The sequence below is a fragment of the Streptococcus mitis genome (assembly GCF_965111725.1).
In the GTDB taxonomy this organism is placed as follows: Bacteria; Bacillota; Bacilli; order Lactobacillales; family Streptococcaceae; genus Streptococcus; species Streptococcus mitis_DV.
In genome coordinates, this window is record NZ_OZ217341.1 from 1,700,121 (window position 1) to 1,725,084 (window position 24,964).

The following is a 24,964-nucleotide window of genomic DNA, read 5'->3' on the forward strand; positions in this document are numbered from 1 at the left end:
TTATCTATTTGTAAAATCCGTTTCATCTGCTTTCCTTTTCAACAAAAGAGTTGCTGCTTGATTAAAACCATCACACCAGTTATACCATTTTGCTTCATACTCATCTTGAGCTAAGATATGATTTTTTAAATCCAGAACAGAGTAGATTTTTCTTTCTTCGCAGGCTTGCGCATAGAGATGATATAGTTCATCACCACCATCTCTATCCCACTCAGCAGAAATCGTATCCTGACCTGCCAATAAAGCCTGATAAGCCCTGTGATGTCCATCTGTAATCAACAAGCAATCTCCGAACGCAAGAATACTAATTGGATCAACATTGTTTAATTCTACAGACTGATAAAGTGTCTGGATGCCTGCTAGTTTCTTTTCTGATAAGTATAGTTGAGTCGGATGAAGATCTGCTATATTGACTTTCATTTCTTTCTCCTCAAAGGAATTTGATACTCACTTCTGCTTGCCTTTAAATCGCCATTGGAAGCGGAGCTTGTCATAGAAGGGAAATTCGATAAACAAGACTCCCAAGCCCACACAGAGACTGGCAAGGACATCTGATGGATAATGAACTCCCACCCAAAAAGAGACAATAGTTCATACTACTATTACTCTATTTTCATTGCTCTCACAATCGCTAAGGCAGTCAATACAAAAATAAAAAGTGGAAGCACTGTGATTTTTAGGTTTGTAGCACTCGCTAAGGCAACGATGATCATGCTAAGAATTCCTGGTACAACAACATTGAATACTCCAAGCACTGACTGGATGGTTCCCATGACTTCTTCTGGAACCATCGAGAATACAAGGTTGAAAATCCGAGGCCCCATCATTCCTACTGCAACTGCACATAAGAAGACAACTACCAATAAAAGGAGGAAATGATTGGTCAACCAAGAAAAGAGAATACAGAGATGCATAATTTCTTCAAAGTAGACAATCATTTTTATGGGAATATTTTTTAGGATACCTCCACTCAAAAAACTTCCCACAATCGTTCCTGAAAAAATAACCACTGACAATGCTGCAATGGATTTCCCAGTGTCAAAGAAGATAAATGGATGATGGATTAACATCAAGGTCGTTAAAGGGGTAATAATGCTTAAAATCACTTGGTTCATAGCTGCAATGAATATTAATTTGATAATTGCTGGAAAACTTGACAATATCTTCATTGAATGGAGGAAATGCTCTCCAAAAGATTTTGCGGTTAATCTTTTACCAACCTCCATCTGTCCCTCAATATCTCTCAAAGAAGTACGAATAAACACCACACCCAACAGTGCAAAAAGAAAGGTCAAAGCATTCAAACCTACAAACATCTTAAGACTGATAACCCCAATCAAAACTCCACCTATAAGGTTGCTGAGAATATTAACTACGCCAGCAGTTGCCTGTCTAAACCCCATAGCATCTGTCATATCATCTCCGATAATCCTCACATACAAAGGAGAAATCATAGCACCTGCAAAATAACTCATGGTATCTGATAAAAGATTGATTCCGCAAATAAGGAGAACCATCCCCATAGAGAAGTTCTTATCCGCTACAAACAGTGTCAATAGAGTATAAAGCAGAAACTTACTTGCCAATATAGCAATATATTTTGCAACACGATTTTTTTGAAAATCGGCAATAACACCTGTGAACAACTGAGAAATCTGTGGCAAAGTCTCCGAAACTGTTATACAAAGAACAGCTAATGAAGCAAATTTATATTCCGATACATACGAAATAAAGGAAATATAAAACAGCGTATCACCAAATGACGAAACCCATTGATTAATCAGCAACATTCGATAACTTTTATTGGTCAAAAAAGTATTCATTGGTTTGCCTCCTTCTTCAGTTCAAAAGGAAATTGAAATCCTAACAGTGCCCAATATATTCCCAAAGTTCCAATACCAAAATCAAAATAATCGTAATTTCGATTCTCACTTTGAAAAACAAGAAGTTCATCATACTTTCTAAAAGACTTAGTAAGAAGCAACTGAACTATATCATTCTTATCTTTATATCCAAATACATACGCATAAGTTTGTAACAGACTAGCAATGCCATGGCAATAACATGTTTCCATACTCAGGTGGTGGTTAAGAATCACCACTCTAGCCTCCGAAATTAACTTGGAGTATTTTAGAGGTTCGACCAAACAAAGATATAGAATCAATCCTGATAGTCCATCACACCAAGATAGCTCTAAATTATTATAGCTATTTTTATTTTTCAAAATTTCTTGTGACAATATTTTTGCAATTTCTTCTGTAAAAATACTTATTATGGAATCATATTTCTTACTATCAAATAAAATTTTATATTCATTCAAAACATATGCTATTCCTGCTTTTCCATGAGCAAAACTATAATCAAACAAGGAATTATATTGTGAAAAATCCTTACCGATTTCCTCTTCAAGTTCAGAAATTGCAGTATGGATAAATTCTTCGAGATAGGCGGTTTCTTCCAACTCATAATACCTCATAAGAGATAGCAAAACACCTGCCTTTCCTAAAACAAAATCCTGCTTACCAATGTTGTCATAATCTAACAATATCTCATTTACTAGACTAGTAGCTTTATTTTTATAAAAAATATCACCTGTTCTTTCAAACAATAATATTAAAGCCCATAAAAATCCTGACACACCAAAATACAATGAATTTTGATACAGATAACTCTTGCTACCTCTTGTTATTTCTATCTTTTGAACCCATTGCTTAACTAACTTCAGTTCAGAAGACGATAAACATTGAGTAACAAATATTATATAACCAGACAGTCCGTGCTGAAAAGATATCGGGTTAACAAATTCTCCAAATTCATTTGAAGGTAAAAGACGACCTGTGCTATCAATATTTTGTGATAAAATAAAATGTGCTACTTTCTCAGATTCCTTTTTAAAATCATAACAACTAACATTAAAATCCACCTCTGACATATCAATATTCAAAATTTCAATTTCATTAATTTTCTTTATTATATTAGTAGATTCTTTCGCTTCACTTAAATTCAACAGATAAATCAACCAGTAATACACACTCTCTGATATATATTCCATATTTTTAGCGATTCGTAACGCTTGTTTTATTTTATCAATACAACTAATATCGTATAGATTGTCTCCCGACGAAAAAACTAATGTTCTACCAACCAAAATAGCAAAACTAGTCATGGCTACAGCAAAATAATCTTGATTAATCGAACTCTCAGATAGGTCATTATCTGGATTTACCATAAAAGGGGTTTTTACATATCGTCGTACATCTTTTATCAGAGATACATTCTCTAAATCTATTAAAAATATAGAACCATCTTCTCTATAAATAAAATTTGTAGGCGATAAGTCTACAATCTTATATCCTAAACTATGAATAGAATTAACAATTGATATTAAATTATCTATTAATTTTAATTTTGTTCTATAAGAAAACCTTTCTTCCCCAATTAAATCAAAATAACTATATCCTTCAATAAAACTTTGAACAACAAAATAGTCTCCATCAACTTCAAACTCATCTATAAAGTTTGCCGTATAAAGCTGAGAATCTAATGTTTTCAACATATTAACTTCATTTTTTATCTCATCGATAGCAAAATGCTTCCCCTCAACATCGTTGCTGACAAAAGGGCGCACTTGTTTCACAATAACTTTTTCCCCAGTATCTTTCTTTTTAGCTCTATATACATTCCCTCTGTTAGATTTTTTTAATATTATTTCAAATTTATAGTTATTTATTAAATGATTCTCAGGTATTTTCCCTATCTCTCCAAATAACTCCTGCTTCTCTTCTGGAGTAAAAAGATCCTCCTTCCAATCAGGTATCACAGGAAAATTTTTACGAACATCTTCTACCCAATTCCCCTCCTCGTTTTTCAACAAATAAATAATTTTGTGATTTTTTTCATCATATTCTTGTATTTTTTTAAATGAACCAAATCTATAGTGCAGTGGTGAATATTTTCCACATTGAAAATCAGACAATATTCTTGGAGAAAAATATATAGCAAGTTTCTCACGTAACGCTAATATTATTTCACGAGCTTGCTTGTCATTTGCAGGATAAATTGCCATAAATTTATTGGCTATAGGTGACGTTTCTCGTGGAGAGTTAATCTTTTTTAAACTTTCAATATCCTTAACAACTTTAAATGAACATTCAATTTCGCGTAAAAAAGATGCTACTAGTGTAAAGATACTAACCGCATCTTTCATTTGTGAACTTATGTGAATTTTCCATCCCGAATCTGATAAATTCTTATTATAGCCAAAATAAACCCAGTCAGAAGAAACATACTTAACTTTAGAATCAAATTGTTGTATTGAATTCTCAAGAACATCCATTAATTACTCCTCGTATATAAAGAAAGAGAAGTAGACTAACCCACCTCTCCTATATAATTAAACTATCTTAAACTTTCGTAAATAATCTACAATTGATTAAATACATGAAAGCGCCTATTAAACTTGAACTTCTTAAAAATGAACTGTCAAACTATAAAGAATTATGAAATATTTTATATGCAGACATCAACATTTCAATAAGAAGAGGTTCTAAAAGCATTTAAGACTAACCGACTGTAACCGAGCATGTAAAGTCGCATAATCTTTCAACTTGCGTAGGAAGAGGTGCAACTGGTAACATCTCAAGATTTGACAATGTTTCCATGGTAATTCTCCTAATTTTATTTAGAATTCTTTTTCCGGAAAGGAAAATTCTATAAAGCCTTTATAAATATAGTTAAAGAGTTTTTTAGATAAATCTCACAAGCAAAACTTCAACATCCAGATAAATGAAGTCTCAATACACTAATACAACACTTAAGGACTAAATCCTCCATCAGAATCTGATTTATTTTTGAAAGTAAAACTCAATTCTGTTTATGAAGCGATATGTTGGATATCTTTAAAGTGAAATTCCATATGCTGGTCCTGGATCAACTCCTCTAGTTGTTACAGATAAAGAGCCACTTAACACATTAAATAGAAATAGAAGCAATAAAGCAATTAATATACATAGCTTGACAACTTGAAATCTTTTCATCTTCTAAACCTTCTTAACTATTGACGATATTCTAACACATCAATTTTAGTTTGTCAATAATTTTTATGTAGATTTCTTATTTTTTTTGAAATATGAATTTAAGTTATCTAAAAATACAAATCTTTTTCTTAATCTTCACTTTCCAATAATTTCATTTCCTTCTCAATTTCCATCATCATTCTCTGGTTCTCTTCGTGCTTGTAAAGCTGATAAGATACTTGATAAAAACCTAGTATCCTATCCTTTTCAGCAAATCCCACACTTATATTTCCCAATAAACAATACAAATCTGCTAATCGATAACTACTATTATATCTTTTACAAATAGCTATTGTTTCTGTAATCTCTTCTATAGCTTCAGATGTTTGTTCATTCAACCACAAATATCTACAATAGTTATATCGGAATTTAATCATCAATTCTAATTGTTCCAAATGATGAACAGATAATGACTGGATGTTCTCTTTTAAAAGTTGATAGAGCTCCTGATATGTGTCTTCCTGCCCCATATCAAAATAAAAATTAGCCAAGGTATTTCCCAGCTGTAGATAGTAAAAATCAGATTTTTTCAGAGACAACAGTATTTTTTCCAATTTCGCAACTGCCTCTGTTTGATGATTCAGATAATGGAATTGAACTAATGTATCAATCCAGTCTAAATAAATCTGATCTTTAGCAGATAAACGAGCACGTTTAGATTTTTCTAGTTCATAGATGTAATGGAGAGATTCATATTCCCTCTCATCCAAAAACTTCTTAGATAGTTCTTTAAACTTATCAATATTTTCCAAGCTAGAAACCTCAGTCTCTTCAAAGAAATAATTCATGCTCACCTTCAATCGCTTAGATAGCTGAAAGAGTAATTCTGACCCGGGTGAGTATTTACCTTGCTCCATACGGCTAATCTGTCCTTGCTCACAAATCCCCTTAGCCAATTCCTTTTGAGATAATTTTAATTCCTTTCTCTTGTTTTTTAAGCGTGTCGCTAGTAACATGTCCACACTTTATTCCTCCTTGCTTTATTTATTAAAGTACATCAAGTTTCAAAAACATGTTTAAAATATATATTTTATATCCTTATCTTTGTATAATTTTTTATCTTTTTCATCACTTCTGCTTACCTTTAAATCGCCATTGGAAGCGAAGTTTATCATAGAAGGGAAACTCGATAAACAGGACTCCCAAGCCTACACAGAGACTGGCAAGAACATCTGATGGGTAATGAACTCCCAGATAGACCCTTGATACCAGCACACTGACTAGGTAGAGGCCAAGAATAATTTGCACGATTTTTCTCCAGACTGGATCTTTAATCCGTTGACTAAGAATGACAATCAGAGATCCGACCATCAAGGTTACAGCCAGAGAATGCCCACTCGGGAAGGAAAATCCCTTCTCCTCAACCAAGTGTAAAATAGCTGGTCGCGGGCGCTGGTAGATATTTTTAAAGGTCACAATTAAAAGACCTGCCAAAGCCAGATTTCCCAGCATGAAGAAACTTTCTATCTTCCACCGCTTACGATAAAAGATAAAGGCTACAATGACAACCCAAGTGATAATCACTGGGATATCAATCAGGCGTGTAATGGATCGGAAAAGAATAGTCAAGTAATCTGGCAAGTCTCCTCGAATGGCCGTCTGAATCGGTTGGTCAAAATTGACCAACGTTTCAGGGTAAAATTTGACCATATAGCCAAGAATAACGAAAAGTAAAAGGGCAAAACTGCCCTTCATTAAAAATGTTTGTTTATCTCTCATAATGTTTTAAGGTTGGTTTCAAGAGAATATACAACAACCAGAATGAAACGGAAAAGATTACACCTTCAATCAAGTTAAAAGGTAATACCATGGTCATTAGGTAGTTGGAAAGTCCCAAAATTTTTCCAATATCAAAGTTAGCAAACTTAGCGTATAAAGGAACAGCGTAAACATAGTTGAGAACCAACATAGCCACGGTTAAACCAATAGTTCCAGCTAGAGATCCTAGTAGGAAACGAAGGGGTGTCCGTTCCTTTTTCCAAATCAAAGCAAATACGATGACAAAAACTCCCAAAGCTACGATATTCATTGGCAAACCAATGTAAGTATTCACTCCCTGGCTGTTAAGAAGCAACTTCAAGAGTGAGCGAAGCAAGAGAACTCCTAGAGCAGCAGGCAAATCCATGACCACCAAGCCCACAAGGACTGGCAAGATACTAAATTCGATCTTTAGGAAGGACGCCGCTGGCAAAAGCGGAAAGTCAAAGTACATCAGCACAAATGAGATGGCTGATAGAATCGCAATGGTCGAAAGTCGACGTGTGTTTGTCATAACAGGTTCCTCCAATTTTCTATAAAATCAGAAGAAGTTAGAAAGGATTCCTCTATCTATTCTCACTTTTTATATCCCAAATCTTCCCTCTCACTCTATTAAGAAAATTCAAGCAAGCGGTTACAGTTTAGCTATAAATCTATCAGAACAGACAAAGCCATTCTTTCGTCTTCTCCCATCCAGACTATACTGTCGGTTGTGGAATCTCACCACATCAGCTTGCGCTCGCGGACTTATTTGGCTAAGATATTTTAGATTTATCTAGGCGTCGCAGTCGAAGATAATACTTAAAGTATATCGAGACAAGACAACGACGAGAAAGCTAAAATAGATAGTCAAATTTACCGCCGGTCGGGAATTTCACCCTGCCCTGAAGACTCTTTTATCATAACAAAAAACGCTTGCAAGCGCAAGCATTTTGTTCATTTCCATTTTCATTTTTTATTTCAATTTATCCACTTCATAGGTATGAACAAGCTCAAGACCTGCAAAGTTCTGCTGGCGAAGAGCTTCGTAGACAATCATGCAAACGGTATTAGACACATTGAGACTGCGGACATGTTCATCATTCATAGGAATACGGAGAGCTTTCTCAGGATGTTCTCGCATAAAGTCCTCAGGCAAGCCCTTGTCTTCACGTCCAAATAGAAAATAATGGTCTTCGTTAGTCGATAAATCCACCTCAGAATACACTTTCTCAGCGAATTTTGAGATCAGATAGAGTTTGCCCTTCATCTGAGACATGAAATCCTCCAAACTCTCGTAAAAATAAATCTCTAGCTTATCCCAATAATCCAATCCAGCCCGCTTCATCTTGCGGTCATCGATAGGAAAGCCCATTGGCTTGATGATATGGAGGGGAGAATTGGTCGCAGCGCAAGTACGCGCGATATTGCCTGTATTTTGTGGAATTTGTGGTTCAAATAATACAATGTGATTTGTCATGACTTGCTTCCTTTTACCATTGCAAAAAAATAGCCACACTGCCCGGAGTCAAGCTCAGCAAACAGCGTGGTTAAGGCATCGTTAACTTACCTCACAACAGGTTTGAAGTAAATCAGCGAAACTACTTTCTTAGTATAACACTTTCAGAATCATTGTCAATAGAAACGACTTGATTTTTTCAATTTTTTCAAGCTATTTCCAAGGGTTGTAAAATCGTCCCTGATTCTGCAAGATAAGTAGTAAACTAGCTACTAAAAACACAGCTGCCAAGAACAAGGTAAGATAGTCTCCTTTTTTCAAGGCCTGATAACTATACCAAGTGCGTTTTTTCTCTTTCCCAAAGCGGCGAAGCTCCATGGCGGTCGCGATGGTATCAATGCGTTCTAACGAGCTAAAAATCAAGGGAGTGATAATGCGCAGATTGCCTTTGATTCGTTGCATAAGAGAAGCTTTCTTGGATAATTCCATCCCACGCGCTTCCTGAGACATCTTGATGGTAAAGAATTCTTCCTGTAAATCTGGAATATAGCGCAAAGTCAGGCTGACTGAATAGGCAATCTTGTAAGGCACACCAATTTGATTTAAACTGGAAGCAAACTGACTAGGATGGGTTGTCATCAAAAAGATAATAGCCAGAGGAATGGTGCAAAGGTACTTAATAGCCAAATTTAGCAGATAAAAGAGTTCTTGACTGGTCAGAGTGTAGGCACCGATTCCCTGCCAAATCACACTTCTCTCTCCGTAAAGTCCAACCCCATACTCGGGAGAAAAGAGATAGACCATCAAAACGTTTAAAACGGCAAATACCGTCGCAAAAACGGCTACAAAGGAAACATCTTTAAAACGGATTTGTGACAAATAGAGGAGAAAAACCGAAAAGATAGCAATCAGAACAAGCAGTCTGGTATCATAGCTAATCATGGCCGCCAATGACACGAGGATGAAAAAGAGAAGTTTTCCAGCTCCTGACAAGCGATGAATCACAGTATCTCTATGCTGGTAACCAATTAATTTAGCTTGCATCCTTCTCTCCTTTCTTTGTAAAATGCCGTTAAAGCAAGTGGATCCACGTCGAGTTTCTTAGCCAAGTTGAAGATAGAAGTCTCTTTTAAATTGGCTTTTACTAACAGCTCAGGATTGCTCAACAGACTAGCTGGATCGGTATCGGCAATCAATTCCCCATCCACCATGACAAGAGCCCGGTCTGAATAATCTAGCATCAATTGCATATCATGGGTAATCATGACAATGGTATGCCCTTTTTGATGCAACTCTTCGAGAAAGTCCATAATTTCAGTATAGTTCTTCTGGTCTTGACCTGCTGTTGGCTCATCTAAGAGGATAATTTCAGCCCCCAAGACCAAAATCGAAGCAATGGTCACACGTTTTTTCTGACCAAATGACAGGGCAGAAATGGGCCAATTACGGAATTCATAGAGACCACAGATTTTCAAAGTTTCATAGACTCTCGTTTCAATTTCCTGATCGTCCACACCTCGCAAACGAAGTCCCAGAGCCACCTCATCAAAAATCATGTTGGTCGAAATCATTTGATTGGGATTTTGTAGTACATAGCCTACTCGTTCCGCCCGCTCTGCAACAGAATCTCCTTTTATATCCTGTCCTTCCCAAAGATAGTGGCCTTCAGTCTGGATAAAGCTACTTAAGGCCTTGGCTAGAGTTGACTTCCCTGCTCCATTTTTTCCGACAATGGCAATTTTTTCACCCTTTTTAATATCTAAATGAATGAATTTTAAAATCGGTCTATCATCATAAGAAAACGACACGTCCTCTAGTCTAAAGAGTGACTGCAATTCTGGGGTTTCTTTTACCAGTTCTGTCCGCAACTGAACCTGACCTTTTGAGATAGACAAGTTATCCAGATCTGCTAATTGTTCTTCCTTGACTAAATCCACACCCAATTGACGGAGAGTGGTTAGATAAAGGGGTTCTCGGATTCCATTTTGGGTCAACAAATCAGTCGCCAATAACTGATCAGGACTCCCATTAAAGAGGATGCGGCCATCGTTTATCAAGACAATCCGATCCACAGGGCGATGCAAAACATCCTCCAAACGATGCTCGATAATAAGAGTCGTCGTCCCCTCCTCCTTATGAATCTGATCAATCAATTCGATAATATCCTGACCTGACTTGGGATCCAGATTGGCGAGTGGCTCATCAAACAAGAGAATCGGACTCTCATCAATCAAGACACCAGCTAGACTGACCCGCTGCTTTTGTCCACCTGACAAATCCTGAGGACGCTGATCCAGTAAAAGAAGAAGGTCCAGCTTTTCAGCCCATTTATGAACACGACCTTTCATCTCATCTAGGGCTGTTACATCATTTTCCAGAGCAAAAGCCAAATCCTCTGCCACGGACAAGCCGATAAACTGCCCATCTGTATCCTGCAAAACCGTGCTAACCAGATGAGACTTATCATAGATACTCATATCAAAAGCAGCTTGACCCTTGATCAAAAATTCTCCAGACGTCTGACCCTTGTAAATATTGGGAATAATCCCATTCAAACACTGACCCAAGGTAGATTTACCTGACCCAGATGGCCCAACAATTAAGACTTTCTCTCCCTTATAAATAGTCAAATCCACCCCTTGCAAGGTCGGCTCTTGTTGTGTTTCATACCGGAAAGAGAAATCCTTCCACTCAATTATAGCTTCTTTCATCTTACTCTCTTCATTCGCTTCTTAGACTTCTATTTTATCATAAATCTACCCCTTCTTGCAGTCTCTTCTCTTAAAATCTTAGCGCCCAAAAGATTCCTATCCTAGCTTACTTGTCTAACTAATCTATAAACATCGAAAAAGACTGGTTGCCCAGCCTTCCCCATCATTTTAGTCCTTTTTCAAACTTCCTGCACGAGTTTGAGTTCCTGCATAGGCAAGCAAGAGAAGAGTTCCTGCAATAGCTACAGATACACCATTAGCAATTCCCGCAACAATTCCTTGTGCAAATACTTTTTCTGCCGCTTCTTGATAAATCACAACATCTCCAAGTGGTGCCAAGACACCCCAAACAAGAGCATTTGCAAGTAGTTGAATGAGGTTAAAAATGAGAATATCTTTCCAGTCAAAGACACCATTGATCACGCGAACGTACTTTCTAAATAGCCCCACAACTAGACCAAAGAGTCCACTAGCGATAATCCAAGTCCACCACAGACCGTAGCCAGCAATAGCGTCCTTCACCGCATGCCCAATTAAGCCAACAAGTAGTCCCACTATAGGACCAAAAATGATAGACAAGAGGCTCTGTACCGCATACTGAAGCTGGATGCTTGTATTTGGAACAGGGGTCGGAATGCTGATCATCCCGATGACAACAAAGAGCGCAGCTCCAACACCGATAGCAACAACTTGTTTAATTGATTGATTTTTCATCTATATTCTCCTATTTTATGATTCTATTTTCTTTATTTCAATGGTCCAAGATGAACCGACACCCACATTATAAGCCTTGGCAAAGGAACCTTGGTTGATAGCCAGACCTAAACGATAGAGAGAGTTGATGTAAAGGATGGGTTGCCCAATTCTCACATCTGCAAATGATTTGCCATAAACAACCTGATTTTGATAGACCAGCATATCAGCGTGATAGATGGTCACTTCAAAACGATCACCAAATGCTGGTTCCAGTTTGTAAAATTCTTCCCGTGTGATAGAGGTCCAAAGCGAACCAAAACGCACATCCAGAATATCAATGGCTCCCTTCACCAGATGATCTTCAATGATGGTCTCTACGACTGGAAGCTCTATAATCTGATCCACACTGAGCTCTGGCCCCACTTCCTCAAAACTAATGTGACCACTGGCTAATTTAGCACCAGTATAGGCATAGACATCACGACCGTGGAAGGTATAAGAATGCTCTGTATTTTGACGTCTATTGGCCACTTCAGAAATTTCACGAATAGCTACAATGCCAACGTGTTTCTTGATAAAAGAAAGCGTCCCATTATCTGGCGTGACAATGTATTGATTTTTTGCAGTCTTGGCAACCACACTCTTACGTTTCGAGCCGACACCTGGATCGACCACCGATACAAAAGTCGTTCCCTGAGGCCAGTAATCCACCGTCTGAAAGAGACGGTAACTCCCCTCAAAAATATTATAAGGCGTGATATCGTGCGTCAAGTGATGAATTTTTAAGGTTGGAGATTCTTCTAAAGCCACTCCAATCATAGCCGATACCGCACCATCAACCAGACCAAAGTCTGATTGTAATACCAGTAAATTATTATTCATTTTATCTCCTTGTATATCCTTTATCATACCATATTTCAGAGAAAGTCGCTAATAGCTATTTCAATTGGTTAGGGTATAGTTTTACCTTATAGCAAATTTCCTACTAAAAGCTCTGGTTATTAGCTAGCAGGTGCATTTTTTCTTGAAAAAAGGTATGATAGTTACATAATGAAGAAGTAGGTTTTATTATGAAAATTATCCTTGTCGGAGGGGGAAAAGTTGGTTTTGCCCTCTGTCGCTCCTTGGTTGCAGAAAAGCATGATGTTTTACTGATTGAACAAAACGAAGCTGTTCTCAATCATATCGTCAGTCGTTTTGATATTATGGGTATCCTTGGTAACGGGGCCGATTTTACCATCCTTGAGCAAGCCAGTGTCCAGGATTGTGATATCTTTATCGCCCTGACTGAATATGATGAAGTGAACATGATTGCAGCCGTTCTAGCCAAAAAAATGGGAGCTAAAGAGACCATCGTTCGGGTGCGGAACCCTGAATATTCTAACTCTTATTTCAAGGAAAAGAATATTCTCGGTTTTTCTCTTATCGTTAATCCTGAGCTCTTGGCTGCCCGCGCTATTGCTAATATCATTGACTTCCCCAACGCCCTGTCTGTCGAACGTTTCTTTGGTGGACGGGTCAGCTTGATGGAATTCACTGTTAAATCCTCCAGTGGTCTTTGCCAAATGCCCATTTCTGATTTTCGGAAAAAATTTGGCAATGTCATTGTATGTGCGATAGAAAGAGATCATCAAATTATCATCCCAAGTGGTGATATGACCATACAGGATAAAGATAGAATCTTTGTCACTGGTAACCGTGTTGACATGATGCTCTTCCATAATTATTTCAAGTCTCGTGCCGTGAAGAGTCTTCTTATTGTTGGAGCTGGTAGAATTGCCTATTATCTACTAGGTATCCTCAAAGACAGTCGTATCGATACCAAGGTTATTGAAATCAATCCTGAAATTGCTAGCTTCTTTAGCGAGAAATTTCCAAACCTCCACATCGTTCAAGGAGATGGTACCGCAAAAGATATCCTGCTGGAAGAAAGTGCTCAAAACTATGATGCCGTTGCGACTCTAACAGGGGTCGATGAGGAAAATCTGATTACCTCTATGTTCCTTGACAGGGTAGGTGTACAGAAAAATATTACCAAGGTCAATCGTACCAGTCTCCTCGAGATTATCAATGCGCCTGATTTTTCAAGTATCATCACACCTAAAAGCATCGCTGTAGATACGATTATGCACTTTATTCGTGGTCGTGTTAATGCCCAGTATTCAGACCTTCAAGCCATGCACCATCTAGCCAATGGCCAAATCGAAACCCTGCAATTCCATATCAAGGAAGCTAATAAAATGACTGCCAAACCTCTTTCTCAACTGAAATTGAAAAAAGGGGTTCTTATCGCAGCTATCATTCGAAAAGGAAAGACTATTTTCCCTACCGGGGAGGATATGCTGGAAGTCGGAGACAAGCTCCTAGTAACAACCTTGTTACCAAACATCACCAAGATTTATGACTTGATCGCGAGGTAAGAAATGAATAAAAGTATGATTCGTTACCTCCTTTCAAAATTACTTTTGATTGAAGCTGTTCTTCTTTTGGTTCCTGTGTCTGTCGCTGTCTATTACCGTGAATCGAGCCAAGTCTTTACAGCCCTCTTTACAACGATTGGGATTCTCGTATTACTAGGCGGCTCAGGAATTTTACAAAAGCCAAAAAATCAACGGATTTATGCCAAGGAGGGAATCTTGATTGTGGCCCTCTGCTGGATCCTTTGGTCCTTCTTTGGCGGTCTCCCCTTTGTCTTTGCTAGACAAATTCCCAGCGTTATCGATGCCTTTTTTGAAATCAGTTCTGGCTTTACAACTACTGGAGCAAGTATTTTGAACGACGTTTCGGTTCTCAGCCGTTCCCTCCTCTTCTGGCGAAGTTTTACCCACTTGATTGGAGGAATGGGAGTGCTTGTTTTTGCACTTGCTATTATGGATAATGCCAAGAATAGCCACCTAGAAGTGATGAAGGCTGAGGTTCCTGGCCCTGTTTTCGGTAAGGTTGTATCCAAACTCAAAAATACTGCCCAGATTCTCTATCTCCTTTATCTAGCTCTCTTCTCCCTCTTTGTCATCATCTATTATCTAGCTGGCATGCCCCTATTTGATAGTTTTGTCATTGCCATGGGGACAGCAGGTACAGGAGGATTTACCGTCTATAACGATGGAATTGCCCACTATGGTAGCTCACTGATTACCTATCTGGTTAGTATCGGAGTTTTGGTTTTTGGAGTAAATTTCAATCTCTACTACTACCTCATGCTCCGTCGCGTCAAGGCCTTCTTTGGTGACGAAGAACTTCGAGCTTACTTGGTCATTGTTCTGCTTTCTACAGGCTTGATCAGCCTCAATACCCTCTATCTCTACCCAGGATTTTCTAAGAGTTTTGAAATGGCCTTCTTCCAGGTTTCCAATATCATTACAACGACTGGTTTTGGATATGGAGATATTACCAATTGGCCCCTCTTCTCCCAGTTTATCCTTCTCTTCCTCATGGCAATCGGTGGTTCTGCTGGTTCAACTGCAGGTGGACTCAAGGTTATTCGAGGCCTTATCCTTTCAAAAATTGCCAAAAATCAAATTTTGTCAATCCTATCGCCCCACCGTGTTTTGACACTCCATGTTAATAAAACGGTGATTGACAAGGATACCCAGCATAAAATTCTCAAATACTTTGTCATCTATGCTATGATTTTGCTAGCGCTTATCTTTATTGTCAGCCTAGATAGCAATGATTTCCTAGTCGTTACCAGTGCTGTCTTTAGCTGCTTCAATAATATCGGACCTATTCTAGGAACCACTTCTAGCTTCTCAATCTTTAGTCCTATCTCAAAAATTCTCCTCTCCTTTGCAATGATTGCAGGGCGCTTGGAGATTTACCCAATCCTACTTCTCTTTATGAAAAGAACTTGGTCTAAGAGATAAAATACAAAATCCCTCTTTTTACAATTGTGAAAGAGGGATTTTTATATTAAAAAAGGGGGAACGTTTTTAAATCCAAGCCTGTCTGTAAGCAAAGTCCTAACTCAAATAAAAGATGGAAAAACTGACTACACAGCTTGGTAATGCTCCAATACAAATTGTAAGGCTCTACTTGGATTCTTTGTTAAATGAATATATTCCATTCCTCTGGTAGCAACTAACTGAATACCTAATCTTTCTGCATCCACCTTCATCTCTTTATAATAACTCCGAACTTGTGGAGCCAGAATGATCAAATCATAAACACCCATAATATCATAATGAGCTCCGTACGCTCCTGAATTCGCAATCACTCTAACTTCTGCTAATTGAGCGCCCTCGTTAATTGCATTGGCTAATTGCGCACTTGTTCCAGACCCTGCACAAAGAACCAATACTTTCAACTCCTTACTTTTTATTTCATCTAACTCACCAGGCATTATTTCACTTGTATCCTCCTCTAAAATAATATCATTTGAGCTTGCAACATCTTCTTTCATCAGTAACTGTCTATCATACGCTCTACAGAATGGCAAATAAATCAATATGTCGACAACTAAAATCAAAGATAAAAATACAAAGGAGATAGGTTGAAAATTCGTTCCAATTAACAATCCCAAGGGACCAGGAAAGGCCCAAGGTAACTGGATATAAAATCCATTCATTCCAAAGAAATCAATAAAGACCTTTCCTAGAAATACATTCACTGGTGGAGTCATCAAAAAAGGGACAAAAAGATAGGGATTCAAAATAACAGGCATACCAAATAGAAGAGGTTCATTTACCGCAAATAAAACAGGAGTAATTGTAGCTTTACCTACCGATTTTAATTGTTTAGATCGCATAAAGAAAATCAAAATAAATGGTACAACAAAGGTAGCCCCCGTTCCTCCGATAGCAGCGATATAATTCCCGAAATTAGGTGTTAAAGAATGATAAGGGAACTGCCCATTTGCAAGGAGTTGAGCATTCTCTTCCATATTGCTTAGTTGTAAAGCTGTAACAGCAGGTAAGACAATAGATGGTCCATGAATTCCAACAAACCAAAGCAAAGCACACATAAACCAAATCAACATCATAACAGGATATGATTCTGCACCCTTAAAAATAGGGGTCAATAGTTGTTGAAATACTTGGGCAAAAGGAACATCTAAACTAAACCGAGATACAATATCTAACAAACCACTAATAAGTAAAACAAAAGAAAAAGGAAAAATATCTCTAAAAGCTTGTGATATAGCTCCAGGAACTTCCTTAGGTAAATGAATAGTAATGTCTCGCTTAATACAGAATCGGTAAACATTTACAGTAATAAAGGCACTGACAAACGAAGTTATCAATCCTTGAGATCCTAAATAGTTTGTCGACAAACTTGTAGATCCCGTCTTCTCATCAACTACAAGCGTTACAGTTAATACCAGATAACTACATATGGCTGCCAACATTACAGAAGTATCATTTATTACCTTTCCAGGAGGCATTTTTCTATTAACATTTCCAGCCAATGACTTTGCAACTGTCCCTGAAACAATAACACCCAAAACTCCCATGGTTAGCATATACACTTTCCTCATCCAGACAATAGCTGGACTCGGTAACTCTACTCCGAAATTTTTAGGAATCATAATAATAATCATCAAAAAGCTTGAAAACATAATTAAAGGCATAGTAGCAATGAATCCATCTTTAATAGCCATCATATAATTATTAGTAGAAATTTTTTCAAATTTCCCTTGTTGCTTTTCAATGGCAGCGACTAGCTTATCCATAAAACTCCTCCTATAAAAAATTCAACCTCATATTTAAAACATATTAAACATCATTCAAATCGCTAACCTTAATTCCGTTTTAGCCCTTTTACCCAAAGAGCACTTTTCTTAATATATCTCTTCTGTGTCTCATAATCAACAAAGAAAAGACCATATCGCTTATTGTAGCCATTCGCCCAAGAAAATTGATCTTGCAAAGACCATATAAAATAGCCTTGAATATTGACTCCCCTATCTCGAGCCTCTAAAACTTTGTGTAAATGTTGCTCAATATAACGGATTCTCTTACTGTCATCAATAATATCATTCTCGCCCTCTGGCTTAACCTCTTTAAGGGCTGTACCATTTTCAGTTAAATAAATGACCGGATGTTGAGAATATTCTTCTTTGATACGAAGCAACATATCAAATAAGCCTTGAGGATAAATATTCCAATCCCAATCTGTTGTCGGAATACCAGGCTTTTTTACAAATTCACCTAGAGCATTTAATTTAAAAGAAGACTGTCCTTTTATTCCTGTTGAATTAAATTCTTGTCTATTTTCACCTTTGTATTCACGAATAAATTCTGAACGATAATAATTCATCCCAAACATCGTATTAAGAGGTGCAGCTCTTTTCATAATTTCTAAATCACCATCTTCAATAATAAAGCTAGAATTATTAGCTTCCAATATTTGATTTAAGTGAAAAAGCGTGTCATCACTGTAGTAGCCCAAAAAAGTTCCATCTAATAGAAATTTATTATTATAAACATCATACCGTTTAGCTGCCAAAATATTTTCTTTTTGCCCATCAATAGGATAGCCTGGCTTTAAGGCATGAATACAACCTACCTTTCCCTCAATCCCTAATTGATGAAATTCGAGGACTGCAAGAGCATGCGCCAACAACATGTTATGATTCGATTGAATTGCTTCAGATAATTGAAAATGATGATTCGGAGGAAACTGACCTCCTATATATTGACCTGCGGCAAGAGACATCAGTTCATTGATTGTAAACCAATGCTTGACTTCTGTAAATTCTTGGAAACAAAAACGAGCATATCGTATGAAACGATCAATATTCTCTCTATTCAACCAATCCCCTGTTTCTAACATTTTCTGAGGCGAATCAAAATGATGTAAAGAAACAAACGGAATCACATTATGTTTTAAGCAGGACTGAAAGACTCTATGGTAATACTGAACAGCCAATATATTCGGCTCCCCATCTATATCAGGAAATATGCGAACCCAGGAAATAGATAAACGCAAAGCCTGCAAACCATGTTCTGCCGCCAAGGCTATATCTTCTTCGTAACGATAATAAAAATCACTAGCTGGATCTGGTAAGAACGGACTGTTTTCTTGCAAATAAACATCCCACATATTTGTTCCTTTGCCATCTACCCTAGTTGCACCCTCTACTTGATAAGCAGCGGTAGCAGCTCCTAATAAAAACTCCTTCGGTAAGGCTTTAACCTGTAAATTTTCCATGACTAATCCTCATTGCAAACCAATATGTTCTTCAATCTTTCGAATTCGTTCATATTCATCAATAAAAAACTTTACCTGATCATACAATAGCATCGTTGTCATCAAAGTATCTTGACCATGAATCATAATAAAGCTCACTTCAAAATTATCTCCAGATGCCTCCTCCGCTAATAAATTAGTCTGTTCTCGATGGGCAGACACTATTGAGTCGTTTGCAGACTCAACCAATTCTCTTGCCTGTTCAAAATATCCATCTCTCGCAAACGCCAAAGCATCCATCAAATCTGACCTTGCATCTCCTGCGTAAGCGACAATTGTAAAACCAAGCATATTTATTTCTTCTTTTGATTTCATCTTTCTTCCTCCTCAATCTTGATCCATCTTTTACACATCATTATTAAAATGACTTCGCTACCATACAAATAGAAAGTTGACCCTAAATATCTTAAAAATCCTTAAATTTCATAATATTTAGGATCAATCTTCTCTGAATACCTTAGTTCATTTTCTATACTTATGATTTATAAGTGGAAACCAGCGTAATTTTTTGCTACTTCAATTACACGATAAACATCCAAATTAGATTGGAATAGCAATTCGTGACCACGGATATAATTCAAAACATTTTTCCACTCATCTTGAGCTTGTCTTGTTTTTCCGGTTGCTTGAAGATATAAAGCTTTCGCCATCTTAACAACATATTCACGATGATAACTGAGCTGTTTCCATTCATCTTTTTGACTATTCACTAACTTAGAAATATTTTCCTCAATAATTGGCAAAAAATTATCAGCTAGATTGTAAGCTATATAATAATGATTCGCTAAAACATCATTTTGACGACTGCCAATTGCATTAAAATAATCACAAGAGGAATAAATGGATAATTTTTCTAAATATTCAACAACAGACTGCCAATTTGACCCATACAAAGCAGAAAAGTATTCTTCAATCAATTCTTCATAACTTCTTGTCTTCTTCCAGAGCATTTGCCCCATGACATAATTAGGAAAATTATGAGGGAATCCGGCACGTAATTCTTGACACGAAATGTACCCGTTCAAATGTAGGTTGGAAAGATAAGATACATCTCTGTAAATAGTTTTACTAATTTTCATATAGCCTAAATCGCCATAATGAGCACGCCCTAAAGGATAGTCATATACGAAACTATCCCCTTTAAATGTTTTTTGCCACTCAAAAAGATAAGATAAATTTTCCTCAAGAGAATTCGGAAGTATAATTTTATTACGCATATAAGGTTTAGGCGTAGGTATGGAATTGTCAAAATCTACATCTGCATAACTCATTTCAAATGTTCTTGTAATCGGTGCAAACATCATGGTAAAGCGTTCAGGATTATCTAATTTTTCTTTCTGAGGTGCCCATAACAACTCATGGTAAAGCAGAAAACAAATCTTTGTATCTAATCCCTCACTCCTTAAAGCCCTATCCAATTGATTGAGAATACGAATATACTGATCCGAAACCAATTCTTGTCTACAGTTTTCGCATTCACAAATATTATTACGAGCATCCGACAACCATACATGTAAGTAATTCACATCAGGTCTTTTCTTGGCATAATCCGTAATAATTTCTACCATCTTATCCGCCACATCTGAATTTGAAAAATCCAGACTTGTTAAAATTGGAGCCGTACTAAATAATTCTCGCTTCCCGTTTATTTCAGCGACATACGGTTTCTTCTCCTCTGAAATACTAAGACCTGATTCCCAGCCAAATTTTGAAGAGTAACCTAAAACCTCACCTGTCCATCCATGACCAACACGATGATGAATAAGACCTCTTTTTTGCAATTCTTTATCCAACCTATCACTCAATTCTTGTACTAATTCATTTGAGAATTTTTCTTTATTTAGGTATGGATTAAACTCATGTTCATACCAACGTTTCAAAAAAGAATAGGGATTTTCAAACTGAATGAAAAAACTGTTCATCCCAATCTTAGGTAGCCAATCAATGAAATCTAGTATATTTTCAAATGAATCTGCTCCCTCTATACATACTCCCCTATGATAGTAACTGGCTGTTTCATCTATAGATAGCTGTTTATCTAAAAAATCTTCAAATCCTAACTCTGGAACAAAGTCATGTCCGCGCCCTGGTCTAGTATACACAACACCAAATTCATGAAACATTCGGTAAATTCCAATAAGTAAACCTACAATTGTATTAGACTCAATTCTCCCCTTACCCTTGTCTAATGAGATAAGAACATGGTCTTTTCTATCCTCTTTATTGACTAATCCTACAAAAATATCCGCTTCCTTCTCCTCGACAAGTTCTATGTCAGTCTTAAAGACCCGATTCATATAGTAACTCAATTCCTCTAAGGCAAAGCTAGAATAAGTATTTTTCTGCTGATCAAATACTCTGATAACCATCTTATTCCCCTCCAACAGTAGCTTTTTCTTTTTCAAGATTGCGTTTATCTGCAATTTTGAAGAATGGATAATAAATTGCTACAGAAACCAAAATCAAAACAACTTGTAATAGAGCTCCTCGCCAACTAGCCCCTGTCGCAAGGAATCCTCCTATGATCGGTGGCATTGTCCACGGAAGGATTACACCTGTTGTATAAGGTACTAATCCTACAGCCATTGATACATAGGTAATCAAGGCATTGATTGTAGGAGTAGCAATAAACGGAATCAGCATAATCGGATTTAAAACCGTTGGAAACGTAAATAGAATAGCTGTATTGATATTAAAGATAGACGGTATAATAGCTAGCTTACCTAATGTTTTATTAGCACGACTCTTACTAAATAGGAAGAGACAAATCGCAAGACCAATAGTCGCTCCACCGCCACCAATAAATACAAATAAATCTTTAAACGGTAATGTAATAATGTGTTGTAGGGTTTGTCCTGCAGCCACAGCTTCTTGGTTTTCTGTAGTAAATTGTAACCAAACTGGGTCTACAAAAGCATTTAAAACTTGTCCCCCGTTAACTCCACAGAACCAAAAGAATGAGTTTACAATAACACATAGAATCATACCTGGAAGCGTTCCTGCAATTAACTTAAGCGGTGTTCCAACAATTGCACCTAGGAGTCCGTTGAGACCTCCTGCAACTCCTGCCGCTTCCAGACCTTTTAAGACCAAAGCCCACAAAACAAAAGTAGTAAAACCAGGTAAAAGAGCTGAAAATGATTTACTGACCACATCTGGGACACCACTTGGCATTTTTATCGTAATTCCGCGCTGGATAAACATACGATAAATCTCCGCTGTAACCAATCCAATGGTAATCGCCATAAATAAAGAAGATGCATTCAGGCTAGAAAATGGTATTGCGCCGCCAAATAACTGCTTGACCTGCTCCCCATTTTTATCATAAACCATACTTGAAAAACGAGGTGCCATCAATACAAAACTGGATAAGGCTATAATCCCTGCAGACGGACCATCTGTACCATATCCTTCCGACAACCTGTAGGCAATACCGAAACAAGCGACCAAGGAAATAATCGCTACTGTTGACTGATTCATAGTTGTCAAGATACTTAGCAATCCAACACTATTCAGCCAATTTGTAAAAGCCTCTTGAGGCCAACTGATTAGAATAAGAAATAAAGAGCCGACTAAAATCAAAGGCATTGCCATCATAAATCCTTCACGAATAGCTTTCAAATGCCGTTGGTTGCCAACTTTTTCACCAAACGGAGCGACTTTCGTTTCTAAAAACGTTAAAATATTGTTCATCACCGGAACTCCTTTTTTTATTTTTTATAAATTAAATATACCACTAACAGAAAGCGTTGTCAATATATTTTTTGCTGTTTTTACAATATTTTTTTCTTTGTATAGAATAATAATTTTAATTGATTTTTTCTTATGTTTAATATAAAATAAACCAAAGGAGGAAACAAATGATTACAAAACAATCAGCCTTTTTACAAAATAGAGCCACTATACTGGAGTTTCTATATCGAAATCCAGCAACATCCCGTACAGATATTGTTAATGAAACAGGACTTACTCCAGCAACAACGACTAACATCATAAAAGAGCTAAGTGAACAGTCCCTCATATACGAAACTGGTGATGAATTTAGCGAGTTTTCCGGATCTGGAAGACGTAGAAAAACTATTTCTATCACAGATAATATTCCATATGTTGTTGGAGGTATTGAAATAAACGTCCTAGGTATCTTTCTCAGTCTATGCGACTTACAAGGGAAAACTCTTTTCGAGACAGAAATTTTGAATGAAGATTATCCTATTTCAGAAATCAATTCCACCATTACCAATATGATAAAAACAGCTATAGAGTATGTCCCTTTGGAGACAAAATTACTTGGATTTGGCTTATCAATACCTGGACATTATAACAAAGACTCCGGAAGCATCATTACAAATAACCCCATATGGGAATCTTTTAATTTATTAAATGTAATTAAAGATTTCAATTTTCCTTTTATTGTAAAAAATAATATCGATTGTATGGCTATAGGACAATACCTTTTTAATCCACACAATACCCCCGATAACTTTATTTTCCTACACGCTGGATTAGGTATTTACACTTCCTTTTTCACAAAAGAAAAAATAGGAGCTTCTAAAAATCCTTATATCGGAGAAATTGGACACACCATTGTCGAATTGAATGGGCAATATTGTGAATGCGGAAAAAAAGGTTGTTTACAAACATATATTTCGGATGCTTGGTTAATCAAACATGCCCAATTATTATTTAAAAATTCTCAACTAACTGTACTAAAAAGCCTTGTAAAGACTGAAAAAGACATTCATTTAGATACCCTTTTAACAGCTTACAACTTAGGCGACTCTGCTTTACGCCAACAAATTGATAAAGGAGTCAATTTATTGGCCACTTCTATTGCAAATCTTCTCCTCATCAATCCTGCTGATAAAATCTATATCAACAGTCAATTGCTTAATTATCAGCCTTTCACTCATGAAGTCAGGGATAAAATCCAAGACCAGCTCCACTTCGTTCCTTTTACTCGTAATATAGAAATTGAAATTTTACCTTACAACAAACATCGTGGAAGTATAGGAGCTTGTGCATTAGCTATCGTCGCTTTTTTCATAGAGCATAGCAATGTTTTACAAGATATTATTTCACCTTAATATATATTAGAAATCTATAGACCTGTTTAAATCAACTATAACCTGTAGTAAATATCTCGTATTTAGACAATATGAAAACAAGACGACTTCCATATAGGAAACCGCCTTCTCGCTATGTTGAATGAAACTGTAAAAATAGATGAAATTGATAGCGGTAGTCAGATCAAGAGGCATCATAACTCTAAAAAGTCACAATATATAAGTTCATCCTCGGAAAAATATCATTCTAATTGTTGAAATGCCTACATGAAAAGGAACGTTAAATGCTCATGAAACAAGGAATACAGGTATCAAAACTGTGACAAAACAAGTCCCTAAATTTACTAAAGACACTACTCAACTTTACACCTGTAAATGGTTGTTGTATAATAAAGTTACAAAGATGTACGACCACACTGTTGTAAATCATAGTATTCGCGAATATATTACTGATAGCATTTCTACAAATACAAGTATAGGGATTGGATGAGATTCAAACGAAATATGTCAGTGTTTTGGCATTCCTAGCCTTCATATCATTTAAAGAATTGTATAGACAAAATTTTTCCCAATACAGACACTCGTAACAACTGCTTCATTTTTCTACCAACATATTTAGGAACAGGATAAGATACAAGAGGATTAATCCATGGATCAGTTCTATACCAATCTAAGACAAATAAGATAAAAAAACGATTGATAATAAACAAATAGATTCCAAATTTTCTCTATCTGCTCATTTTAATAAACAATACTAGTGTAACTATCCTTCCAGTCAGAAGCCTGTCAAATCACACCGAAAATTCTTCTAAAATTTATCTCGTTAGGCAATCAAGCAAAAACTCGACGATAGTACAAACATTATCATACAGGATTGACTTCCTAAATTATATACTTTAGTAAGGTTCTTGGATAAGAAAAAAGGTTCATTTTACATTTCTAAACACTCTTTTCTAAGATGAAAAACAGAATTTTTCGATTGTGATTTAAAGCAACAAGAAGATTTTCAGTATCATCCTATAGATCCGAGCTAAG

Annotated in this window: 19 protein-coding genes, 1 pseudogene and 1 riboswitch; of the genes and pseudogenes, 3 read left to right on the forward strand and 17 right to left on the reverse strand. The window is 36.7% G+C overall.

Annotated features, from left to right (window positions below):
* From ACLV7Q_RS08230 to ACLV7Q_RS08285, 12 genes and pseudogenes are all read right to left on the reverse strand, one after another.
* The gene (locus ACLV7Q_RS08230; protein ID WP_173307091.1) at positions 1–420 is read right to left on the reverse strand and encodes a chromosome partitioning protein ParB; all 420 of its coding nucleotides are present in this window, start codon (positions 418–420) and stop codon (positions 1–3) included.
* A 27-nt stretch (positions 421–447) separates the two neighbouring features.
* A pseudogene (locus ACLV7Q_RS08235) lies at positions 448–576 on the reverse strand (phosphatase PAP2 family protein); the annotation flags it as partial.
* A 26-nt stretch (positions 577–602) separates the two neighbouring features.
* Positions 603–1,823 (reverse strand): MFS transporter, encoded by a 1,221-nt coding sequence (locus ACLV7Q_RS08240; RefSeq protein ID WP_050975255.1) that lies wholly within the window; start codon positions 1,821–1,823, stop codon positions 603–605.
* Positions 1,820–4,336, reverse strand: a complete 2,517-nt coding sequence (locus ACLV7Q_RS08245; protein WP_218757146.1) for a lanthionine synthetase LanC family protein — start codon at positions 4,334–4,336, stop codon at positions 1,820–1,822. Before ACLV7Q_RS08245 ends, ACLV7Q_RS08240 begins: the two co-directional genes overlap by 4 nt.
* Before the next feature lie 828 nt (positions 4,337–5,164).
* Positions 5,165–6,037, reverse strand: a complete 873-nt coding sequence (locus ACLV7Q_RS08250; protein WP_004237388.1) for a helix-turn-helix domain-containing protein — start codon at positions 6,035–6,037, stop codon at positions 5,165–5,167.
* A gap of 106 nt (positions 6,038–6,143) precedes the next feature.
* Entirely contained in the window at positions 6,144–6,794 is a 651-nt protein-coding gene (locus tag ACLV7Q_RS08255) for a phosphatase PAP2 family protein (RefSeq protein WP_411866007.1), read from the reverse strand.
* Positions 6,784–7,347, reverse strand: a complete 564-nt coding sequence (locus ACLV7Q_RS08260; RefSeq protein WP_218757147.1) for an ECF transporter S component — start codon at positions 7,345–7,347, stop codon at positions 6,784–6,786. The genes ACLV7Q_RS08255 and ACLV7Q_RS08260 overlap by 11 nt, the downstream gene beginning before the upstream one ends.
* Before the next feature lie 163 nt (positions 7,348–7,510).
* A riboswitch (FMN riboswitch) is annotated at positions 7,511–7,729 on the reverse strand.
* A gap of 59 nt (positions 7,730–7,788) precedes the next feature.
* A complete protein-coding gene (locus ACLV7Q_RS08265) occupies positions 7,789–8,292 on the reverse strand; it encodes a tRNA (cytidine(34)-2'-O)-methyltransferase (RefSeq protein ID WP_000181389.1) in 504 nt (167 codons plus the stop codon).
* Positions 8,293–8,484: 192 nt separating this feature from the next.
* Complete coding sequence (locus ACLV7Q_RS08270) at positions 8,485–9,315, reverse strand: energy-coupling factor transporter transmembrane component T family protein (protein WP_218757148.1); 831 nt, start codon at positions 9,313–9,315, stop codon at positions 8,485–8,487.
* Positions 9,300–10,982, reverse strand: a complete 1,683-nt coding sequence (locus ACLV7Q_RS08275; protein WP_218757149.1) for an ABC transporter ATP-binding protein — start codon at positions 10,980–10,982, stop codon at positions 9,300–9,302. Before ACLV7Q_RS08275 ends, ACLV7Q_RS08270 begins: the two co-directional genes overlap by 16 nt.
* Positions 10,983–11,150: 168 nt before the next feature.
* Entirely contained in the window at positions 11,151–11,696 is a 546-nt protein-coding gene (locus ACLV7Q_RS08280; protein ID WP_138001081.1) for an ECF-type riboflavin transporter substrate-binding protein, read from the reverse strand.
* Positions 11,697–11,711: 15 nt separating this feature from the next.
* Positions 11,712–12,560 (reverse strand): SAM hydrolase/SAM-dependent halogenase family protein, encoded by an 849-nt coding sequence (locus tag ACLV7Q_RS08285; RefSeq protein ID WP_218757150.1) that lies wholly within the window; start codon positions 12,558–12,560, stop codon positions 11,712–11,714.
* A 188-nt stretch (positions 12,561–12,748) separates the two neighbouring features.
* Here ACLV7Q_RS08285 and trkA point away from each other — a divergent pair, with 188 nt between their 5' ends.
* Positions 12,749–14,098 carry a Trk system potassium transporter TrkA gene (gene trkA / locus ACLV7Q_RS08290; RefSeq protein WP_218757151.1) on the forward strand — a complete coding sequence of 450 codons (1,350 nt, stop codon included), beginning with the start codon at positions 12,749–12,751 and terminating at the stop codon, positions 14,096–14,098.
* Between the two features lie 3 nt (positions 14,099–14,101).
* Complete coding sequence (locus ACLV7Q_RS08295) at positions 14,102–15,541, forward strand: TrkH family potassium uptake protein (protein ID WP_173277122.1); 1,440 nt, start codon at positions 14,102–14,104, stop codon at positions 15,539–15,541.
* 125 nt (positions 15,542–15,666) lie between these two features.
* On the opposite strand, the gene ACLV7Q_RS08300 is transcribed toward ACLV7Q_RS08295, so the two are convergent.
* From ACLV7Q_RS08300 to ACLV7Q_RS08320, 5 genes are all read right to left on the reverse strand, one after another.
* Entirely contained in the window at positions 15,667–17,346 is a 1,680-nt protein-coding gene (locus ACLV7Q_RS08300) for a PTS lactose transporter subunit IIBC (protein WP_218757152.1), read from the reverse strand.
* 68 nt (positions 17,347–17,414) lie between these two features.
* Positions 17,415–18,827 carry a 6-phospho-beta-galactosidase gene (gene lacG, locus ACLV7Q_RS08305; RefSeq protein WP_218757153.1) on the reverse strand — a complete coding sequence of 471 codons (1,413 nt, stop codon included), beginning with the start codon at positions 18,825–18,827 and terminating at the stop codon, positions 17,415–17,417.
* Positions 18,828–18,836: 9 nt separating this feature from the next.
* Positions 18,837–19,181: a PTS lactose/cellobiose transporter subunit IIA gene (locus ACLV7Q_RS08310; protein ID WP_000836780.1), complete on the reverse strand. Its 345-nt coding sequence runs from the start codon at positions 19,179–19,181 to the stop codon at positions 18,837–18,839.
* 167 nt (positions 19,182–19,348) lie between these two features.
* Positions 19,349–21,235, reverse strand: a complete 1,887-nt coding sequence (locus tag ACLV7Q_RS08315) for a DUF4838 domain-containing protein (RefSeq protein WP_218757154.1) — start codon at positions 21,233–21,235, stop codon at positions 19,349–19,351.
* Position 21,236: 1 nt separating this feature from the next.
* Positions 21,237–22,559, reverse strand: a complete 1,323-nt coding sequence (locus ACLV7Q_RS08320; RefSeq protein ID WP_001059751.1) for a PTS sugar transporter subunit IIC — start codon at positions 22,557–22,559, stop codon at positions 21,237–21,239.
* A 167-nt stretch (positions 22,560–22,726) separates the two neighbouring features.
* Between ACLV7Q_RS08320 and ACLV7Q_RS08325 the strand changes: the two genes are divergently transcribed.
* The gene (locus ACLV7Q_RS08325; protein ID WP_000628991.1) at positions 22,727–23,950 is read left to right on the forward strand and encodes an ROK family transcriptional regulator; all 1,224 of its coding nucleotides are present in this window, start codon (positions 22,727–22,729) and stop codon (positions 23,948–23,950) included.
* The last annotated feature ends 1,014 nt before the right edge of the window (positions 23,951–24,964 follow it).

Coding starts and splice junctions, on each gene's coding strand:
- ACLV7Q_RS08325 (WP_000628991.1), top strand. CDS start 22,727: ATGATTACAAAACAATCAGCCTTTTTACAAAATAGAGCCACTATACTG.
- ACLV7Q_RS08270 (WP_218757148.1), bottom strand. CDS start 9,315: ATGCAAGCTAAATTAATTGGTTACCAGCATAGAGATACTGTGATTCAT.
- ACLV7Q_RS08275 (WP_218757149.1), bottom strand. CDS start 10,982: ATGAAAGAAGCTATAATTGAGTGGAAGGATTTCTCTTTCCGGTATGAA.
- ACLV7Q_RS08320 (WP_001059751.1), bottom strand. CDS start 22,559: ATGAACAATATTTTAACGTTTTTAGAAACGAAAGTCGCTCCGTTTGGT.
- ACLV7Q_RS08265 (WP_000181389.1), bottom strand. CDS start 8,292: ATGACAAATCACATTGTATTATTTGAACCACAAATTCCACAAAATACA.
- ACLV7Q_RS08300 (WP_218757152.1), bottom strand. CDS start 17,346: ATGGATAAGCTAGTCGCTGCCATTGAAAAGCAACAAGGGAAATTTGAA.
- ACLV7Q_RS08260 (WP_218757147.1), bottom strand. CDS start 7,347: ATGACAAACACACGTCGACTTTCGACCATTGCGATTCTATCAGCCATC.
- ACLV7Q_RS08230 (WP_173307091.1), bottom strand. CDS start 420: ATGAAAGTCAATATAGCAGATCTTCATCCGACTCAACTATACTTATCA.
- ACLV7Q_RS08285 (WP_218757150.1), bottom strand. CDS start 12,560: ATGAATAATAATTTACTGGTATTACAATCAGACTTTGGTCTGGTTGAT.
- ACLV7Q_RS08280 (WP_138001081.1), bottom strand. CDS start 11,696: ATGAAAAATCAATCAATTAAACAAGTTGTTGCTATCGGTGTTGGAGCT.
- lacG (WP_218757153.1), bottom strand. CDS start 18,827: ATGGAAAATTTACAGGTTAAAGCCTTACCGAAGGAGTTTTTATTAGGA.
- ACLV7Q_RS08240 (WP_050975255.1), bottom strand. CDS start 1,823: ATGAATACTTTTTTGACCAATAAAAGTTATCGAATGTTGCTGATTAAT.
- ACLV7Q_RS08310 (WP_000836780.1), bottom strand. CDS start 19,181: ATGAAATCAAAAGAAGAAATAAATATGCTTGGTTTTACAATTGTCGCT.
- ACLV7Q_RS08255 (WP_411866007.1), bottom strand. CDS start 6,794: ATGAGAGATAAACAAACATTTTTAATGAAGGGCAGTTTTGCCCTTTTA.
- ACLV7Q_RS08245 (WP_218757146.1), bottom strand. CDS start 4,336: ATGGATGTTCTTGAGAATTCAATACAACAATTTGATTCTAAAGTTAAG.
- ACLV7Q_RS08295 (WP_173277122.1), top strand. CDS start 14,102: ATGAATAAAAGTATGATTCGTTACCTCCTTTCAAAATTACTTTTGATT.
- trkA (WP_218757151.1), top strand. CDS start 12,749: ATGAAAATTATCCTTGTCGGAGGGGGAAAAGTTGGTTTTGCCCTCTGT.
- ACLV7Q_RS08315 (WP_218757154.1), bottom strand. CDS start 21,235: ATGGTTATCAGAGTATTTGATCAGCAGAAAAATACTTATTCTAGCTTT.